Here is a 16,304-nt window from a genome sequence, read left to right as displayed (position 1 = left end):
AAATATTTAATAATATAAAAATAAGTTGATAAATTAAGAGGTTTTAAAATAAAAAAGATATAGACTTATATATTTTCAGAAAAATTTTCCTTCAAATATAAAACAATTAATAAATTAAATTATGTTCTAAAAATTTGTTTAATATTTAAAATTTACAAATTTATATATTGTGATAAGATACATTGGGGATTACAATAAAATTTATATATTTGGGGGGAAATATGAATAAACTAAAAAAATTAATAAAAATAATATGCTTTATTATATTTTGGCCTATAGGAATTTTCTTTATTATAAAGTCAAAGTATAAAAAGAAATCTAAGGTATTATTAGGAATTATAAGTTTCTTAATATTTATAATGTTTTGGGGATATATAGCAGGTTCGTCTAATCAACAAAGTACAGTTGATAGTGGAAAAGCTACTGTTAATACAAAGGTAGATGAAAATTATAATGTAGCTAATAACTCAAATGATACTAATAAAAATGTTGATAATACTGCAAATGATAGCACTAAAACTGCTGATAATAATACAAATGCTAATACAAATAGTGATAGCTCAAAGAGTAATGAAAATATAGATAATTCTACTACTACTAAAGTTAATAACGATGTAAAAAATAATGAACCTAAAAAGGCTACTAATGTAGAACATAAAACAAATAATAATGCTTCTAAAGTAGAACACAAAACAAATAATCAAAATAATGCAGAAAGAGTTCAAGAGCATAAACCAAAGGAACCAGAGCATAAAGAAAATGTTCAAAAGGAGCAAACAGGTAAATACGGATTTATAAGTTTTAATAGTAGTACGAAAAAAGCTATATTGCATATAGATGCAAATAGTCATTCAGGTGATATAGAACATTTAAATAATGGTGAAAGAGTTGAAATCCTAGGTATGTCAGGAGCTTATTATAAAGTAAAAGCTAGTGATGGAAATATAGGATATGTTTCTGATAGATTTGTAAAATAATAAATTGAAAGTGTCTAAAATTTTAGGCACTTTTTATTATTTATATATTTATTTTCTAAGGTTACTAAATAAAAGTAGATTGAATAACATATTTTAAAGTGGTAGAATAATCTGGAAATACTATCAAAAGGGATTAAGAATTTGTTTATGAGGGGGTAATTGTTATTCAAATTTTGTTAGTTATAACATTAATATTTCTCATGATATTAATGGTCATAAGTGTTAAAGATTCTTATAAGTATAAAAAGACTGATATTTCTACAAAAGCAAAGGTAATTTCTAAAAGGAAAGAAAGTAATAGTTCTAAAAAATCTAATGATAATAAAGAAATATTAGAAAATGAATATTATATAGTTTTTGAAGATGCAAATGGTAGACAACAAGAGTTTTCTGTGGGAAAAGAAGAGTTTAAGAGATTAAATAAAGGAACTAAGGGGAAATTAAGTTTTAAAGGAACTGAATTTATTAAGTTTGAAAAAGGTGTTTAATTATTAGAGCATAAATGAAGAGGGAAGTTTGCTCTCTCTTTTTTTATTATTTAGATATATTAGTATTAATAAGAAAAATTTCTTTTAAAATTGAATTAATTATTAATATGTAAATTAAAGTGATTTAAAAAGAATAATATAATTTTCCATAAAGAATTTATAAATGAAATTATACTAAAGACATTTCTATGAGGTAAATTTTATATTTATATATTTGTATAAATTAAGAACTGAGTTTTTAAAATATTAAAATAATAATTATTGACTTAGAGTTAGCTCCAAGGAGTATACTAAGTTACAGAAAGATAACTTTAGAAATAGTATAGGAGGAAATTATATGACATTAAACGTACTAAATAAAGTAAATGAACCAAAAGATTTAAGAGAACTTAGTAATGAAGAATTAAATACATTAGCAAGTGAAATAAGAGAAGTTTTAATAAAAAAAGTAACTACAACAGGTGGACACTTTGGACCAAACTTAGGTATGGTAGAAGCTACTATAGCTATGCACTATGTATTTAACTCACCAATAGATAAAATAGTATATGATGTATCTCATCAATCTTATATACACAAAATGTTAACTGGAAGAAAAAATGCTTTTATAAATCCAGAAGAATATAAATCTATTACAGGATATACTTCACAACATGAAAGTCCACATGACTTCTTTACAATAGGTCACACTTCAACTTCAGTTAGTTTAGCTTGTGGATTAGCTAAAGCTAGAGATGTAAAAGGTGGAAATGAAAATATTATAGCAGTTATAGGTGATGGTTCTTTAAGTGGTGGAGAAGCTTATGAAGGATTAAACAATGCTGTTGAATCAGGAAATAATATAATAGTAGTTGTAAATGATAATGATATGTCTATTGCACCAAACTATGGTGGACTTTATCAAAACTTAAAAGAGCTTAGAGAAACAGAAGGAAAAGCTGAAAATAACTTTTTTAAAGCTTTAGGATTTGAATATCATTTTGTTAAAGATGGACATAATATTCAAGATTTAATCGAAACTTTTAAAAAGGTTAAAGATGCAGACCATCCTGTACTTGTTCACATGTACACTGTAAAAGGTAAAGGACATGAAGAGGCAGAAAAAGATAAAGAACCTTTCCATTATATAATGCCATTTGATCCAAAAACTAATAAACCAAGAGCTATGAATACAAATGAAACTTATGCAAGTGCAGCAAGTAAATTTTTATTAGAGAAAGCAAAAAAAGATAAAAAGATTGTAGCAATAACAGCTGCTACTCCTGCTCCATTAGGATTTATTCCTTTTAGAGAAGAACTTAAAGACCAATATGTAGATGTTGGTATAGCAGAAGAACATGCAGTAGCATTTGCTTCAGCAATGGCTTCACAAGGAGCTAAACCAGTAGCTGCATTCTTCAGTACATTCTTACAAAGATCATATGACCAATTATCACATGACCTTGCTATAAATAATAATCCAGCAGTAATTTTAGTTTATGGTGGAGGAATAACAGGAGCAGATGTAACTCACCATGGATTATTTGATATTCCATTAATATCAAACATTCCTAATATAGTTTACCTTGCACCAACTAACAAAGAAGAATATTTAGCTATGTTAGATTGGGGAATAGAACAAGATAAGCATCCAGTAGTAATACGTGTTCCTAATACAGCAGTAGTATCAACTGGAGTTAAAGTTGAAGCTGATTTCTCTAACTTAAATAAATTCGTTAAAGTTAAAGAAGGAAGTAAAGTTGCTATTATAGGACTTGGAAGCTTCTATGGACTTGGAGAAAAAGTTTATAATAAAGTAAAAGAAGAATTAGGAATTGATGCAACATTAATAAATCCTAGATTTATAAGTGGAATAGATGAAGAATTACTAAATGAATTATCAGAAAATCACGATTTAGTAATAACTTTAGAAGATGGACTTCTTGATGGTGGATTTGGAGAAAAGATTTCAAGATTCTATGGTGCTAAAGATATGAAAGTATTAAACTTTGGAGCAACAAAAGAATTTACAAATAGTGTTCCATTAAAAGAATTATATGAACGTTACCATTTAACAGAAGAGTTAATAGTTGAAGATATAAAAAATGCACTTAAATAATTAATTTAAAAGGTGTCTAAAAGTAATAATTGCTTTTAGGCATCTTTTTGTATATGCCTTTGATTTAATTTATATATGATATAATATGAAAATAGTAAATTAAGTTATAAAAAGAGGTATTTATGATAGAAAATCCAGCACTAAAGATTAGTAAGAGAGATAGAATAAAAATTAGTAACTTAAAAGATTTAAAAAATGCTTTGAAAAATGAAAATTATAATATAAAAGCTAATGATAAAGAAAAATTTAAAGACGAAGTAAAAAAAGTTTTTAATATTAATGATGATATTTTTGAAAGATTAGATAAATGCTTAAATAGAGATATAACCTATAAAGTTGATAATGTAGAAGATTTTATTGATTATATAAAAAAGATAATGATTTTTGAAGATAAACATGAAATTATATGTGAAAAATTAAAGAGAATAAAAAAACTTTATATAAATAGGGAAGAGTATGAAAGAGAAAAAAGTACTAGAGATAATGTAGAGCATATAATAGAAGTTATAGAAAAAACTAAAGAAAATGTTTCAAGAAAAATTTCTTTAGAAGAATTAGAAAGACTTGAAATTTTAGAAGAAGAATTAGAAGATAAATACCTTTTTGCAAAAGATATAGAATTTTTAAAGAAAATGATTTTAGGCAATTGTAAAAATGTAATTGAAAGTTATAATGAAAAAACTAAAATAAAAACATTAAAAATGAAAATACCAAAAGAGATAAATTATAGCTACATTAAAGCGAAAGAAGGTTCTGTGGAGTATCATCAATATTTAAATAACAACATAAATAGAATGAATCGTTTAATAAAAAGTATAGATAAGTACATAGAACATTATAAAGATGATATTTTTAATATAAATCAAAGCTTAGCTCTTCAAGACTCTATAAATATTGCTTTAGCAACCTTTGATAATAAAGAGTTTAAAGCTATAAGTGGAAAAAATGATATTGAAGATTATTGTAAAGTAATACCTATAGAAAAAAGTAGATTTAAAAGCAGAAAGGTTAATAAACTTGGTGAATTAGGTATTGGTTATAATAGAATTAATGATAGTGAGAAAAAAATATTAGAAGAAATCCATGAAAAAATAAAACAGAAAATTTTAAAAGATAGGGGAAATCTTACTTTATATACGAAGTGGGAGCCTTGTCCAAGTTGTTATTTTGTAATTAGTCAATTTTGTGAAAAGTATCCAAATATAAAGGTTGAGGTTAAATATAATAAAAAGTATGGAGAATAGTGTTATAAATAATATTTTATAAAAAGTATATGTGATAAAATTTATTTATATATGAAAATCTATATAAATTAAAAATATTACTAAAATTAGATAAAGAAATTTTAATTAATAAATATTAGAATATAGGGGAGATTAGATATGTATAACATGGATAATATAATATATGATTGCCCAGTAGAGGCCTTATCAAGTCTTTTAGGAAAAAAGTGGGTTGGAGTAATATTATGGGAATTACAAGATAAAAAAATGAGATTTGGTGAATTACAAAGAGCAGTAAAAGGTTGTAGTAAAAAGATGTTATCTCAGCAATTAGATTTATTAATAGAAAATAATATAATAACTAATGATAAAAAAACTATAAATAACTCTGTAGAATCAACTTATTATTTAACTGAATCAGGACTTTCACTTCTTGAAGTTATGGAGAAAATGATATGTTGGAGTAATAGTAATATTTCTTGTGATAAATAGTGGTTACAAAAAAGTGCCTAATTGAGCAAGTGTTTTTTCCCTGTTATATTGTTTATAAAGATTAACGAATAAATTAAAGAGAGGAATTGATTAATATGATAAACAAATTTGATTCTATAATAATAGGATTTGGAAAAGCAGGAAAAACTTTAGCAGGAGATTTAGGAAATAGAGGAGAAAAAGTAGCCTTAATAGAAAAGTGGGAAGAAATGTATGGAGGGACATGCATAAATAAAGCATGTATACCAACAAAATTTTTAGAAAATAAATCTAGCATTGTAAGAAGAGAAGAGATTTCTAATTATAGTGAAAGAGAATTAAAATATAAAGAAGCAATAGAAGGAAAAAATAAATTAACAAAAGCTTTAAGAGAAGCAAATTATAATAAATTAAATAATAATGAGAATGTTAGCATTTTTACAGGGGAAGGTTCATTTGAAAATGAAAATACTATAAAAGTAAAAATGAAAAATGGTGAAACTATTGTATTAGAAGGAAAGAAAATATTTATAAATACAGGTTCAAAAGCTTTTATTCCTAATATAAAAGGAATAGAAAATACAAATATAGTTTATACAAATGAGAGCTTAATGAATTTAAAAGAATTACCTAAAAAATTAACTATAATAGGAGCTGGATTTATAGGATTAGAATTTGCAGGAATATACAGTTCGTTTGGAAGTGAAGTAACTGTTATAAATAATTTTAAGGAAATACTACCTAAAGAAGATAAAGATGATGTAGAAGAAATAGTTAGGATATTAGAAAATAGAAATGTTAAATTCTTAAATGAAATTTCAATTGAAGAAATAAAAGAAGAAGATGGATTAGCTAAGATAATCTATAAAAAAGGTGATAAAGAAGAGGAAGTTGTTAGTGATATAATATTAGTTGCAACTGGTAGAAGCGCAAACACAGATGGATTACATTTAGAAAATACTAATATAGAATTAGATTCTAGAGGATTTATAAAAGTAAATGATAAATTAGAAACTAATGTTAAGAATATATGGGCATTAGGAGATGTAAATGGTGGTCCACAATTTACTTATATATCTTTAGATGATTATCGTGTAGTAATAGATAATTTATATGGAAAGAAAAAAAGAAGAACTATAGATAGAAAAAATGTTTCAAGTGCATTATTTATAGACCCTGCATTTTCTAGAGTAGGATTAAACTTAAAAGAAGCAAAAGAAAAAGGATATAATGTATTAGTTGCTAAGATGGAAACTAAGTTTATTCCAAGAGCAAAACAAATAGGAAAGACAGATGGGTTTATAAAAATAATCATAGATAAAGATAGTAAAAAAATATTAGGTGCAACTATGATATGCGAAGAATCAAGCGAACTTATTCATTTAATAAGTATTGCTATGGATATGGAGGTTGAATACACATATTTAAGAGATAAAATATATGCTCACCCAACTATGGCAGAATCATTAAATGAAGTACTAGGAGCACAAAATATAAGAGAAGCTTAATTAATCCAATTAGAATATAATAAAGGCTTAAAAGAAGGTATCGTAATGATATTTTCTTTTTATATTAAATAATTATTTTTGTTGAGCTTAATCTTTTTATTGGTATAATATGGGTATACAGTAAAGAAAGATTATAATATGCATATAAAAGGGTAGAGGGGAGATTTTCATAAAAGTAAATAAACATAAAATTATTATAATATTATTTTCTATATTAATAGTAATTGGAGCATTAGTATATTTTAAAGTTTATTATCAAACTTCTGATTTGAAATATTCTAAGGAGTATGTTGTTGGACAAAATAATATAAAAGGAAGTGTTGATATAGACTATTTTTTAGACAGAGGAAAAGAATTTGAAATAGGGGCAAATAAATATGGATGTGCAGTATTAAAAAATCCAAAAGAAGCATTTAAAAAATTAAAAGCTGATTATAAAGATGGGTTGAGAATTATTGGAAAAGAATTTAATTTATTACCAATAAATCAGTTGAATTATAAGTCATATGGAACTTATGGGTGGCAAGTTACTACTGGTTCAAAAGAAGAAATAGAACAGGCTAAATTTATATCTTCATTTATAGATATATATGAAAATAGCTTTAGTAAAAACTAAAATAAAGTTTAATAGTATTAATTAAATCATAGTTAAAAGATATAAAAAGAGAGGTATTTACCTCTCTTAAATAATTTTATAAGCTATTTCGGTAGTATTTTATTAAACAACATTTTTTTATAATTTCTTAATTGGGATATACTATGATTTTCAGAATATATTCCAAAGAAAATTAATGTAAAGCCTAATCCAACACATAATCCTTTCATGAACTCTGGAAGTAAATTAGTACAATTTCCGAATAAGAAAATAATATTAAATAATACTCCGAATATTGTATAGATGTTTGTTTTTTTCATATAAAAACACCTCCATTACAGTGATATATATATAGTATATACACAAAAAACATTTTTTTACCATTAAATGGAGGATTGTATGTTGTAAGAGTATAAATTAAGATAATAATCTATTTTTATTACTAAGATTTATAATACTATAGAATAAAATTATAAATTTTTACAATATTGATTTAATAAATAAATAAGATAATCATCCTTACTAAATAATTTTGTGCTATTAGGATTTCCACATTTTTCAGCCAATTTACATAGTGGAACTTCAAAGCTAATTTTTTGAGCTAATGAATTATTGTTTTTATAATTAAATAAAACCTTTTTTACTCCATCTGTTTTTAAATTACCTAAATACAACCAAGGGTTAATTGAAGTAATATTAGGATATACATCAAAATCTTTTGTTACATAAAATACTGGTTCTTCTTCTCTTAAATCAATGGTTGAGCTATCATTTAAAAGTTCATTAAATAAAATTTTTTCTTCTACTCCTAATAAATGGTGAAACTCTTCAGGTATTTTATATAAATCATCAGAAGTAATTCTTATATCATAAAGTTTTTCATTTTCACCATCACAGCTTCCTTGGTGTATAAAAAGTTCAAATGAATTATTTATTTTCAGGCATCTTTCTTTAAGTTTCATTTTTTCACTTAATTTTATAACTTCTGATATTTCATCTATGTTATCTTTATTTATGAAAATTTGCCATCTAGGAGAAATATTATTTTCTAATAGAATTTCAGTTGCTTTAAGTAACTCTCTAAAAGCTCCTTTTCTTCCAATGTAATAATCAGTTTTTTCTTCAAGACCAAAGAATGTTAATTGACATTTCTTAACTCCAATATTATATGCCCATTTAACATATTCTAAATCTCGATTTATTCTCCAAAAGCTTAACAATTCAAATCTTTTAGGTTTCGCATTTTTGCTTAATTTATTTTCTAAATCCAGAAGTTCTTTGTAGTTATCTTTAAAATCAGGTTCTCTAAACCAGCTATAAATTTCAAGATTATCTGTATAAGGACTAAAAGAATCTGCCATATATTTTAAATCATTTATAGATAAATTCCCATTTGGAGAATGTCCAATCCAGCAATGCTTACATCTATTAGGACATCCAGCCATATCTAAAAGACTAGTTATCTTATTAAAATAAACTCCCATAAAGTATACCTCTTTTATTTCAAAATCATAGAAGAAACTTTTTTAAAATCTCCATCTAATATAGAATAAGTGCTTTTAAGTTCGCTATTAACATCTGGAGAAAGGTTTGAATGAATATAAAGGGAATCTAGTCCACAATTGAAAGCTCCCTCAATATCACAAAGAGAATCGTTTCCAATCATGATAGAATTTTTTTTATTTAAATTAAATTTATGAAGTATTGCATTATAAAATTGTCCATCAGGTTTACATATTCCAAGGTCTGCTGAAAAAATTATTCCATCAAAATATTTTTCTATATCTAAAACTTTCATTTCATAAGCTGTAAAGAGTGATTGAGCATTAGATAAAAGATATATTTTTTTGTTTTTTCTTTTTAATTCTTCTAAAAATTCTATAACTCCATCATAAAGCCTCAAATATTTTATTGATAAAATTCTAAACATATGAGCAGTATCTAAAACTGTATCTTTAGAAACCTTTACTCCTTTTTCTTCATATAAAGAAAGAAAAACTTTATCTAATGGAAAGTCAGGAAAATTTGTATTCTTTATTAGGGAAAGTTCTTTTTTTACTTTGTTTTGATAAGATTTTTTTAATTCTTCTTTTGAATATTTTGCTCCTTTAAATGAATAGAACATTGATAATTTATCCCAAAGCATAGGATTATCTTCATCAGTATTTATATCTACTAATGTTCCATATAAATCAAAAATATAATTATTGTACATAAAAATAATCTCCTTTTTTATAAGAATTTATAAACTTTAAATTTATTTGTTTTAATATTAGCAAAATTAAAATTTGTAACATATATTTATTTCTAGAAAAAATTATAAAATCCTTTAGAAAAAAATATAGCCTTAAAGTATATCTAAAAATTTTTTTAAGATATATTTTAAGGCTTATTTTTTAATAAATTATTGTTCAGAAATAATTCTAGTATTTCTTTTTACGTTAAAGCTAGTTACTTCCTCCTCATGAAAACCTATTTTAGGTACTGATAAGAAGCCTATTATTGTTACAAATATAGATAAAAATATAACTGTATAAATAGCAAAATTTTCATTTATTCCCCATAGTAAACCTATTAAAGCACTTCCAACAAATCCACCAATATACATAAACGCATTTACAACACCATTTAATGAACCTCTAAATTCTGGTTTTGCAATTTGATTTGTAATTGTAGGTACTAAGTTAACAAGAATAAAGTAACCTGTAAAAGTAAATACACTTGATATTATAAGTAAAAATAATGAATTTTTAGAGTAAATTAGCATAGCATTTCCTACTACAAATAAAATGCCTGAAAAGACTGCAAGTTCCTTTGTATAAGATTTTTTTATAAAAATAACAGAAATTTTCATAGCTATAAGACCAATTAGCATAGATGGAGTAAAAATCATCCAAAGATTAACTTCACCAACTAATTTGTCAGCATATTCTGGAACTAATACGAAATCTGCCATAAACATAAATATTGAAAAAAATCCTACAAAGCAAAATCCTAAAAATTTAATATCTTTCAAAAATGACCATATGTATTTTGAAGTTTCTTTAGATTTTTTTTCTCTAAATTCTTTAGAAATTTCTTTCATAGAATTACTGCTATTATCTTTAAGTGCGAAAAGAATTATTAAAAATACGCAAATAACTAAAAAGGTTGCAATTCCATAAAGTTCTTGTACATTCCAAATAAGTATAAGAAGAGGACCTCCTGCTAAAGCTATAGCGGAAAAAGCTGATACTATTATAGAAGTAAGACCTATAGCATCTGCACGTTTTTCTTCTCCAACTTCACTTGAAATCCAAGAGAAAACTCCAGAAGTTATAGCACCAGTTCCTTGTAAAAATCTAGAGATTATAAAAATATAGGCATTAGTTGATACTGTAGAAAGAGCAAGTCCTAAAATTAATAGAAGCAAGCCTATTAATATCATTTTTTTATTACCAAATTTATCACACCAGTTTCCAAAAGGAATTTGAAAAAAAGCCTGAGTAAAACTAAAACCTCCTAAAGCAATACCGCTTAAAGCTATAGTTCCAAATTTAAGACTTAGAGTAAAGTTTGAAATAAAAGGTGCAACAATGCTCATTCCAAGACTTCTAATTCCTAAAGCAACAGCTAATATAATTATAAATGTTAGCTGTTGCTTATTGAGTTGTGTTTTCATATATTTCTCCTTTCAAAATTATAAATAAAATTTTATTTAGTTCCATATTCTAAATATTATAGCAATAATTATGACATAAATAATAGAAATAAAATTAATAATTTGAGAATTATTAGGAGAAAGTATAAATAATAGAAATTTATAAAATCCTTTGTCTAGAAATATATTTTAAATTATTAATTTAAGTAGGTGATAGTATTGGATAAGAGTAACTTTAAGGTTTACTATTTAGGCGGTGAAGAAATCCAAGTTTCTGAAGAAGAAAGAAAAAAGTGTAATTTTTATTCTATAAAAACTGTAAAAGAAAAAGGAAAAAATATAAATCATCATATTTTACTTTTAGATGTTTCTTTTAGTATGGTAAATGAAATAGAAGGGCTTAAAGAAAGTGTAAAAAAGACTTTAGAAGCTTTAAAAGAAGAAAAAAATAATTATGTTTCTGCAATTATCTATTCAGGCCATGATGAAGCAATTAGAATTTTAAATGGAGTAAAATGTGATGATATTTCATATAAAATGGCAGATGCTTATGGAATAATTGATAAAGAATTATATGCAAGAGGAGTTACTGTTATTTCAGAACCTTTAGAAATGGCTATAGACATAGTTAAGAATCTTAGTAATATTTGCAATAAACATCATATTGCTCTTTTTACAGATGGATTTTTAGTTACTGATAAGTGGGAAATGGAAGAAGAAAAAGAAAAAATATTAAACTTAGCAAGGATATGCAGTGAAAAAGGAATATTTTTTAATGGATTAGGTTTTGGAAAGTATTATGACAGAAAATTTTTAAAGAAAATAGTTGAAGAAGTTGGTACAGGAAGTTTTAATCATATAGAAAAGATAAAAGATTATTATAAGAATATTTTAGAATTAACGAGTGAAATAAATAGAAGAAATATTTTTGATTTAGATATAAAAAATAAAGAATATTTTATTCTAGATACTTATAGTAAAGGTAGAGAAGGAAAAATAAGAACAATTGTAGATGGAGAAGAAACTATAATTTGTACTTTTGATGAAGAGATAGATATAGGAAATAATATTTTAAATAATAAAAAGATGAGAGAAAAGCTTCCAAGCGTAAAAGAAGATTTTCTTTATTCATTGGCAATAAATCATATAATAAATGAAGATATAGAAAGTGCTCAAATAGCAATAGCTCAAACAGGAGATGTAGAGGCTTATGAAAGTTTAGATAACTGTTATTCTTTTTTAGAAAAGGGAAGAGCTATATCAAATTTAAAACTTTATCTTAATAATAGAGAAGAAAGATTTAAAAAAGGAAAAAAGGATATAGAAGTAAATACTTTAAGAGAAGAAAGAATATGTCTTTTAGAAATTCTAGAGGATATTATGCTTGATGAGGAATCAAGACTTCTTTGGGATTATAGTTATAGATATAAAAGAATTGGTAGAAAGACAAAATTAGTTGAGGACAAATATGAGTTTATAAAACCTAAAGTAGGATATGGAAAAGTAGTTGATGTTTTAATAGGACGAAAAAAACTTAACGTAGGAGTTCGAGTTAAAGTAGATGGACAAATTTTAGATAAAGAAACTAATTTAAAGATAGATGGGCATGTATTTAGACATTTCAATTTAATCTTAAATGGAAATATAAATACTGAATTTATTCCTTGTGTATTATCTGATGAACTTAAAGAAAAGTTTATGAAAGAAAAGATAGTAAGTGGAATTAATAAATATGGTAGAGAAGAGATAATAACTTTAGATTTAAGAAAATTAAAAACTACAAATAAAAGAATATTTAAATCTTTAGATATGAAAACAATTAGTGAATATCTTTATAAAATTGAGCAATTAAAGTGCAAAGTTTGGGCAATAAATAAAATACTTGAAAACTTAACTAAAGATAAAGAAGAAGAGCTTACTTTAACAGAGCAAATTAGAGAAAATTATAGAATAGATGAAACAGGACTTTATAAACCTTTAGGAACAGAATTGGTAGATGAAAAGTTTGAGGTTTATGAGGCAAAAGTTTTAGAGTGGAAAATAGAAAAGTTTCCTAAGAAAAAAGAATGTGATGATGCTTTAGATTTTTATAGTAACTTTAAAAACTTAAAAGATGAAGAAAAAATTGAAGAATTAAAAAAAGAATTATATAAAGTAAAAAAAGAAAAAGAAAATCTTAATTATAAAGTTAATTTAGTTAGATTGTCCTGTGGATTAATTTCTAAATCAGCTTTTGTTTGGGAAAATGAAGAAGAAAAAAGTAAAAAAGAAACAGATAGAGAAATTGGAGCAAATGCAGTTGTAGATAATAAAGTAATTATTTCAAAAAGAAAGATAAATAATATAAATATGAGACAAGACAGATATAATATTTTAACTAAATGTGATTAAATAATTAACCCCATCTTAAAGCTTAAGATGGGGTTATGTGTTTAGGCTATATATTAAAAACAACAAAGATATAACGTAATCGTTAATCTAAACTTTGAATGTATTCGGCGTAATTATGAATAAAATATATTTTAATGATTTAATATATTATCTTTGAAGTTTTCAAATTATGATTGAATTATTTCTGCAAATTAATTATATTATTTTATTTAATCTAAGTAAAATAATTAATTTTAATATATATAATAACTAAATATGTATATAGAAGATAAAAATTAAAGAGAACATAAATACAAATATGTATTAATATTCTAGAGACCATAAGAATACAATTAATTTATAGGACTTTATTGTATGGAGGGGTGTATGGGAAATAGAAAAAATATTATGTTGAAAAAAGATGAGCTAAAGAATTTTTGTACTTATAGATTACTTTTTGGAATTAGTTATAGCTTAATGGTACCAGTTATGCCATTATTTTTTGATTCTCTTGGAATATCAACTGTAGTTATAGGAACTATAGTTTCTCTTTATGGAATAAGTGAAATGCTTACACAAATTCCTTTTGGAATACTTTCTGAAAGTATAGGAGATACATTAGCTTTAAAGATTGCCATTGCAATAATTATGTTTATTCCTCTTGGCTATACTTTTATAAATAATGGATTTTTAGCGGGAAGTTTATATGTAATACAAGGTGGAATTTTTGGAATGGTAGCACCTGCAACTTTTTCTATATTAGCAAGGTCTGTTGATGAAAGAAGAAGAGGACAATGCACAGGATTTGCTTCAGCAGTTTTTACTTTTGGAGGAGGAGTAGGAGCAGCAATAGCAGGTTTTATTGTTTCTAAATTAAATAGTTATAATTTAGTATTTTATTTATCTTCAATTGGAATATCTATAACTTTAGTATATGTTATGCTTAAAATAAAAAGAGATAAGCCTAGAAAAATGGTTAGAGGTGAAGATGATACTCTAATAGATATATTTAGAGAAATAAAAAGAAAAAGATTAACATATAAAATTATTGTTATATCTGGAATTGCTTTTTTAGGAGATTATATTTATGGATGTATTATAACTTTATTTCATTTTTATGGAAAAGATGTATTAGGAGCATCAACAGCATATACTTCATCTATTATATCTATATATCTTATTGTTTTTGGACTCGGGGCACCAGTTGCAGGGTGGATAAGTGACAAGATAGGAAATAAAAAACAAATATTATTATCATTTATAATAATGAATTTATCATTGATTGTATTAGTAATAACTAGAGATATTAAACTTTTCACAGTATTTATTATTGTTTATTTTATAGGTTCAACATTTCTTAATGCAGTTTTTCAAAGTTCTCTTTCAGAGTTTGGTAATGAATACAAAATAAAAGGTTTTGTATTTGGATTTGTAGGAGCTTTAGAATCCTTAGGCTTTGCTTTAGGACCATTAATTTCTGCATTTTTATATGACATAAATAAATCTTTTTTATTTCCAGGACTATTAGCAGTTTCTAGTATTGTAACTTTCTTATACATTATTTTTATAAAAAAGATAAGATTATAAATTGTATAATAAAAGATGAGTTAAATAATACTAAAGAAAAGAATATATTTAGGAGGTTATTATGAATATAAAAAATAATATCCTATTTAAAAAAAAAGAATTATTTAACTTTTGTACTTTAAGATTTATTTTTGGAATAAGCTACAGTTTTATGATTCCAATAATTCCTTTATATTTTTCGTCTATAGGGATAAGCACATTGATTATAGGAACTGTTATGTCTTTATATGGAGTTGGAAAAGCACTTATACAAATTCCTTTTGGAGTTGTTTCAGATTGGATTGGGGATAAGCTATTATTAATTATTGCCTTAGGGCTTATGGCTTTTGTCCCAATTGTGTACATAATCACTAGTAATAATATTTTGGCAGAGGGAAATTATATTGTACAAGGAGCAGTGCTTGGAATTGCAGCACCTGCAACATTTTCTATTTTATCAAGGTCTTTAGAACCGAGCAAAAGAGGAGAATGTACAGGATATGCTTCAGCAGTTTTTACTCTTGGAGGGGGAATTGGAGCTATTATAGGAGGCTTTGTAGCTTATAAATTAAATAGCTATAACACTGTTTTCGCTTTATCATCTGCTGGTATATTCTTATCACTAATATTCTTAATATTTAAAATAAGAAAACCAGAAAGATTTATGAAAGAGTGTAAAAAGGAAGAGAAAAAAGTTTCTTGTAGGTCAGTGTAATATTTAATGAAATAAAAAAACATAAGCTTTTTCCTAGAATAATTTTATTAGGATCTATAGCCTTATTAGGAGATTTTATTTACGGATGCGTCGTTTCAATATTTCCTTTTTATGGGCAAGAAGTTTTACATGGAACAGACTTTTATACTTCATGTATAATATCAATTTATCTTTTTGTTTTTGGTTTGTTTGCACCAGTTGGAGGATTGTCCAGTGATAAAATAGGAGTTAAAAAACAATTATTTTTATCTTTTATGGTTATGAATATTTCTCTTTTAGCTTTATCTATGATTAGAGGAAAAATATTATTTACAGGCGTAATAATACTTTATTTTTTAGGAGCTACTTTTTTAAATGCAGCTCTGCAAAATTCTTTATTAGAATTTGGTGAAAATGAAAAAATAAAAGGAATTGTTTTTGGATTTGTTGGAGCATCAGAATCAGCAGGTTATGCTATAAGTCCAATAATTGCAGCTTATATATATGAATTTAATAAAGAAATGTTATTTATAGGTTTACTTTGTATGTCTCTTTTAGTAACTTTTATTTTTATAGTTTTAAGAAAGAAAGCTTTTGATAACAAAGAAGAATTCTCTAATTAAATTTAGAGAATTTTTTTTTATATAAAAGAATAAATATGATAAAGAATAATT

Annotated in this window: 15 protein-coding genes; 11 read left to right on the top strand and 4 right to left on the bottom strand. The window is 24.8% G+C overall.

Annotated features, from left to right (window positions below; genetic code table 11):
* The first annotated feature begins 221 nt into the window (after nt 1-221).
* The 7 genes from HMPREF1092_RS08480 (at nt 222) to HMPREF1092_RS08450 (ending at nt 7,381) form a co-directional block, all read left to right on the top strand.
* The gene (locus tag HMPREF1092_RS08480; protein WP_002598249.1) at nt 222-977 is read left to right on the top strand and encodes an SH3 domain-containing protein; all 756 of its coding nucleotides are present in this window, start codon (nt 222-224) and stop codon (nt 975-977) included.
* Between the two features lie 173 nt (nt 978-1,150).
* Nucleotides 1,151-1,465, top strand: coding sequence for a DUF2500 domain-containing protein (locus tag HMPREF1092_RS08475; protein WP_040413666.1), 315 nt, complete (start codon nt 1,151-1,153; stop codon nt 1,463-1,465).
* A 337-nt stretch (nt 1,466-1,802) separates the two neighbouring features.
* A complete protein-coding gene (locus HMPREF1092_RS08470) occupies nt 1,803-3,563 on the top strand; it encodes a 1-deoxy-D-xylulose-5-phosphate synthase (protein WP_002598247.1) in 1,761 nt (586 codons plus the stop codon).
* 122 nt (nt 3,564-3,685) lie between these two features.
* Entirely contained in the window at nt 3,686-4,807 is a 1,122-nt protein-coding gene (locus tag HMPREF1092_RS08465; protein ID WP_002598246.1) for a deaminase domain-containing protein, read from the top strand.
* Nucleotides 4,808-4,945: 138 nt separating this feature from the next.
* Nucleotides 4,946-5,278 (top strand): winged helix-turn-helix transcriptional regulator, encoded by a 333-nt coding sequence (locus HMPREF1092_RS08460; RefSeq protein WP_002598245.1) that lies wholly within the window; start codon nt 4,946-4,948, stop codon nt 5,276-5,278.
* Nucleotides 5,279-5,373: 95 nt separating this feature from the next.
* Nucleotides 5,374-6,765, top strand: coding sequence for a dihydrolipoyl dehydrogenase family protein (locus HMPREF1092_RS08455; protein ID WP_002598244.1), 1,392 nt, complete (start codon nt 5,374-5,376; stop codon nt 6,763-6,765).
* Between the two features lie 268 nt (nt 6,766-7,033).
* The gene (locus HMPREF1092_RS08450; protein ID WP_002598243.1) at nt 7,034-7,381 is read left to right on the top strand and encodes a hypothetical protein; all 348 of its coding nucleotides are present in this window, start codon (nt 7,034-7,036) and stop codon (nt 7,379-7,381) included.
* An 83-nt stretch (nt 7,382-7,464) separates the two neighbouring features.
* On the opposite strand, the gene HMPREF1092_RS08445 is transcribed toward HMPREF1092_RS08450, so the two are convergent.
* The 4 genes from HMPREF1092_RS08445 to HMPREF1092_RS08430 all read right to left on the bottom strand — a co-directional run bounded on the left by HMPREF1092_RS08445 (nt 7,465) and on the right by HMPREF1092_RS08430 (nt 11,021).
* Nucleotides 7,465-7,680, bottom strand: a complete 216-nt coding sequence (locus HMPREF1092_RS08445) for a hypothetical protein (RefSeq protein WP_002598242.1) — start codon at nt 7,678-7,680, stop codon at nt 7,465-7,467.
* Between the two features lie 150 nt (nt 7,681-7,830).
* Nucleotides 7,831-8,844, bottom strand: a complete 1,014-nt coding sequence (locus tag HMPREF1092_RS08440; protein WP_002598241.1) for a radical SAM family protein — start codon at nt 8,842-8,844, stop codon at nt 7,831-7,833.
* Nucleotides 8,845-8,858: 14 nt separating this feature from the next.
* Nucleotides 8,859-9,575: an HAD family hydrolase gene (locus HMPREF1092_RS08435; protein ID WP_002598240.1), complete on the bottom strand. Its 717-nt coding sequence runs from the start codon at nt 9,573-9,575 to the stop codon at nt 8,859-8,861.
* Nucleotides 9,576-9,764: 189 nt separating this feature from the next.
* Nucleotides 9,765-11,021 (bottom strand): MFS transporter, encoded by a 1,257-nt coding sequence (locus HMPREF1092_RS08430; protein WP_002598239.1) that lies wholly within the window; start codon nt 11,019-11,021, stop codon nt 9,765-9,767.
* 198 nt (nt 11,022-11,219) lie between these two features.
* On the opposite strand from HMPREF1092_RS08430, the gene HMPREF1092_RS08425 reads away from it, so the two are divergent.
* The 4 genes from HMPREF1092_RS08425 (at nt 11,220) to HMPREF1092_RS17515 (ending at nt 16,253) form a co-directional block, all read left to right on the top strand.
* Complete coding sequence (locus HMPREF1092_RS08425) at nt 11,220-13,391, top strand: vWA domain-containing protein (RefSeq protein WP_002598238.1); 2,172 nt, start codon at nt 11,220-11,222, stop codon at nt 13,389-13,391.
* 366 nt (nt 13,392-13,757) lie between these two features.
* Nucleotides 13,758-14,957, top strand: a complete 1,200-nt coding sequence (locus tag HMPREF1092_RS08420) for an MFS transporter (RefSeq protein WP_002598237.1) — start codon at nt 13,758-13,760, stop codon at nt 14,955-14,957.
* Between the two features lie 61 nt (nt 14,958-15,018).
* On the top strand, nt 15,019-15,651 hold the full coding sequence (locus tag HMPREF1092_RS17520) for an MFS transporter (protein WP_002598236.1): 633 nt from the start codon (nt 15,019-15,021) through the stop codon (nt 15,649-15,651).
* On the top strand, nt 15,651-16,253 hold the full coding sequence (locus HMPREF1092_RS17515; RefSeq protein ID WP_341349168.1) for an MFS transporter: 603 nt from the start codon (nt 15,651-15,653) through the stop codon (nt 16,251-16,253). Before HMPREF1092_RS17520 ends, HMPREF1092_RS17515 begins: the two co-directional genes overlap by 1 nt.
* The last annotated feature ends 51 nt before the right edge of the window (nt 16,254-16,304 follow it).

The organism is Clostridium thermobutyricum (assembly GCF_000371465.1).
GTDB classification, from domain to species: Bacteria; Bacillota; Clostridia; order Clostridiales; family Clostridiaceae; genus Clostridium; species Clostridium thermobutyricum.
The sequence above is the reverse complement of the archived record's forward strand: the minus strand, read 5'-3'. Positions and strand labels throughout refer to the sequence as shown.

Excerpts from the sequence above, each read along its gene's own strand:
- HMPREF1092_RS08480 (WP_002598249.1), top strand. The coding sequence starts at position 222 with ATGAATAAACTAAAAAAATTAATAAAAATAATATGCTTTATTATATTT.
- HMPREF1092_RS08435 (WP_002598240.1), bottom strand. The coding sequence starts at position 9,575 with ATGTACAATAATTATATTTTTGATTTATATGGAACATTAGTAGATATA.
- HMPREF1092_RS08460 (WP_002598245.1), top strand. The coding sequence starts at position 4,946 with ATGTATAACATGGATAATATAATATATGATTGCCCAGTAGAGGCCTTA.
- HMPREF1092_RS08440 (WP_002598241.1), bottom strand. The coding sequence starts at position 8,844 with ATGGGAGTTTATTTTAATAAGATAACTAGTCTTTTAGATATGGCTGGA.
- HMPREF1092_RS08455 (WP_002598244.1), top strand. The coding sequence starts at position 5,374 with ATGATAAACAAATTTGATTCTATAATAATAGGATTTGGAAAAGCAGGA.
- HMPREF1092_RS08430 (WP_002598239.1), bottom strand. The coding sequence starts at position 11,021 with ATGAAAACACAACTCAATAAGCAACAGCTAACATTTATAATTATATTA.
- HMPREF1092_RS08465 (WP_002598246.1), top strand. The coding sequence starts at position 3,686 with ATGATAGAAAATCCAGCACTAAAGATTAGTAAGAGAGATAGAATAAAA.
- HMPREF1092_RS08470 (WP_002598247.1), top strand. The coding sequence starts at position 1,803 with ATGACATTAAACGTACTAAATAAAGTAAATGAACCAAAAGATTTAAGA.
- HMPREF1092_RS08445 (WP_002598242.1), bottom strand. The coding sequence starts at position 7,680 with ATGAAAAAAACAAACATCTATACAATATTCGGAGTATTATTTAATATT.
- HMPREF1092_RS17520 (WP_002598236.1), top strand. The coding sequence starts at position 15,019 with ATGAATATAAAAAATAATATCCTATTTAAAAAAAAAGAATTATTTAAC.
- HMPREF1092_RS08420 (WP_002598237.1), top strand. The coding sequence starts at position 13,758 with ATGGGAAATAGAAAAAATATTATGTTGAAAAAAGATGAGCTAAAGAAT.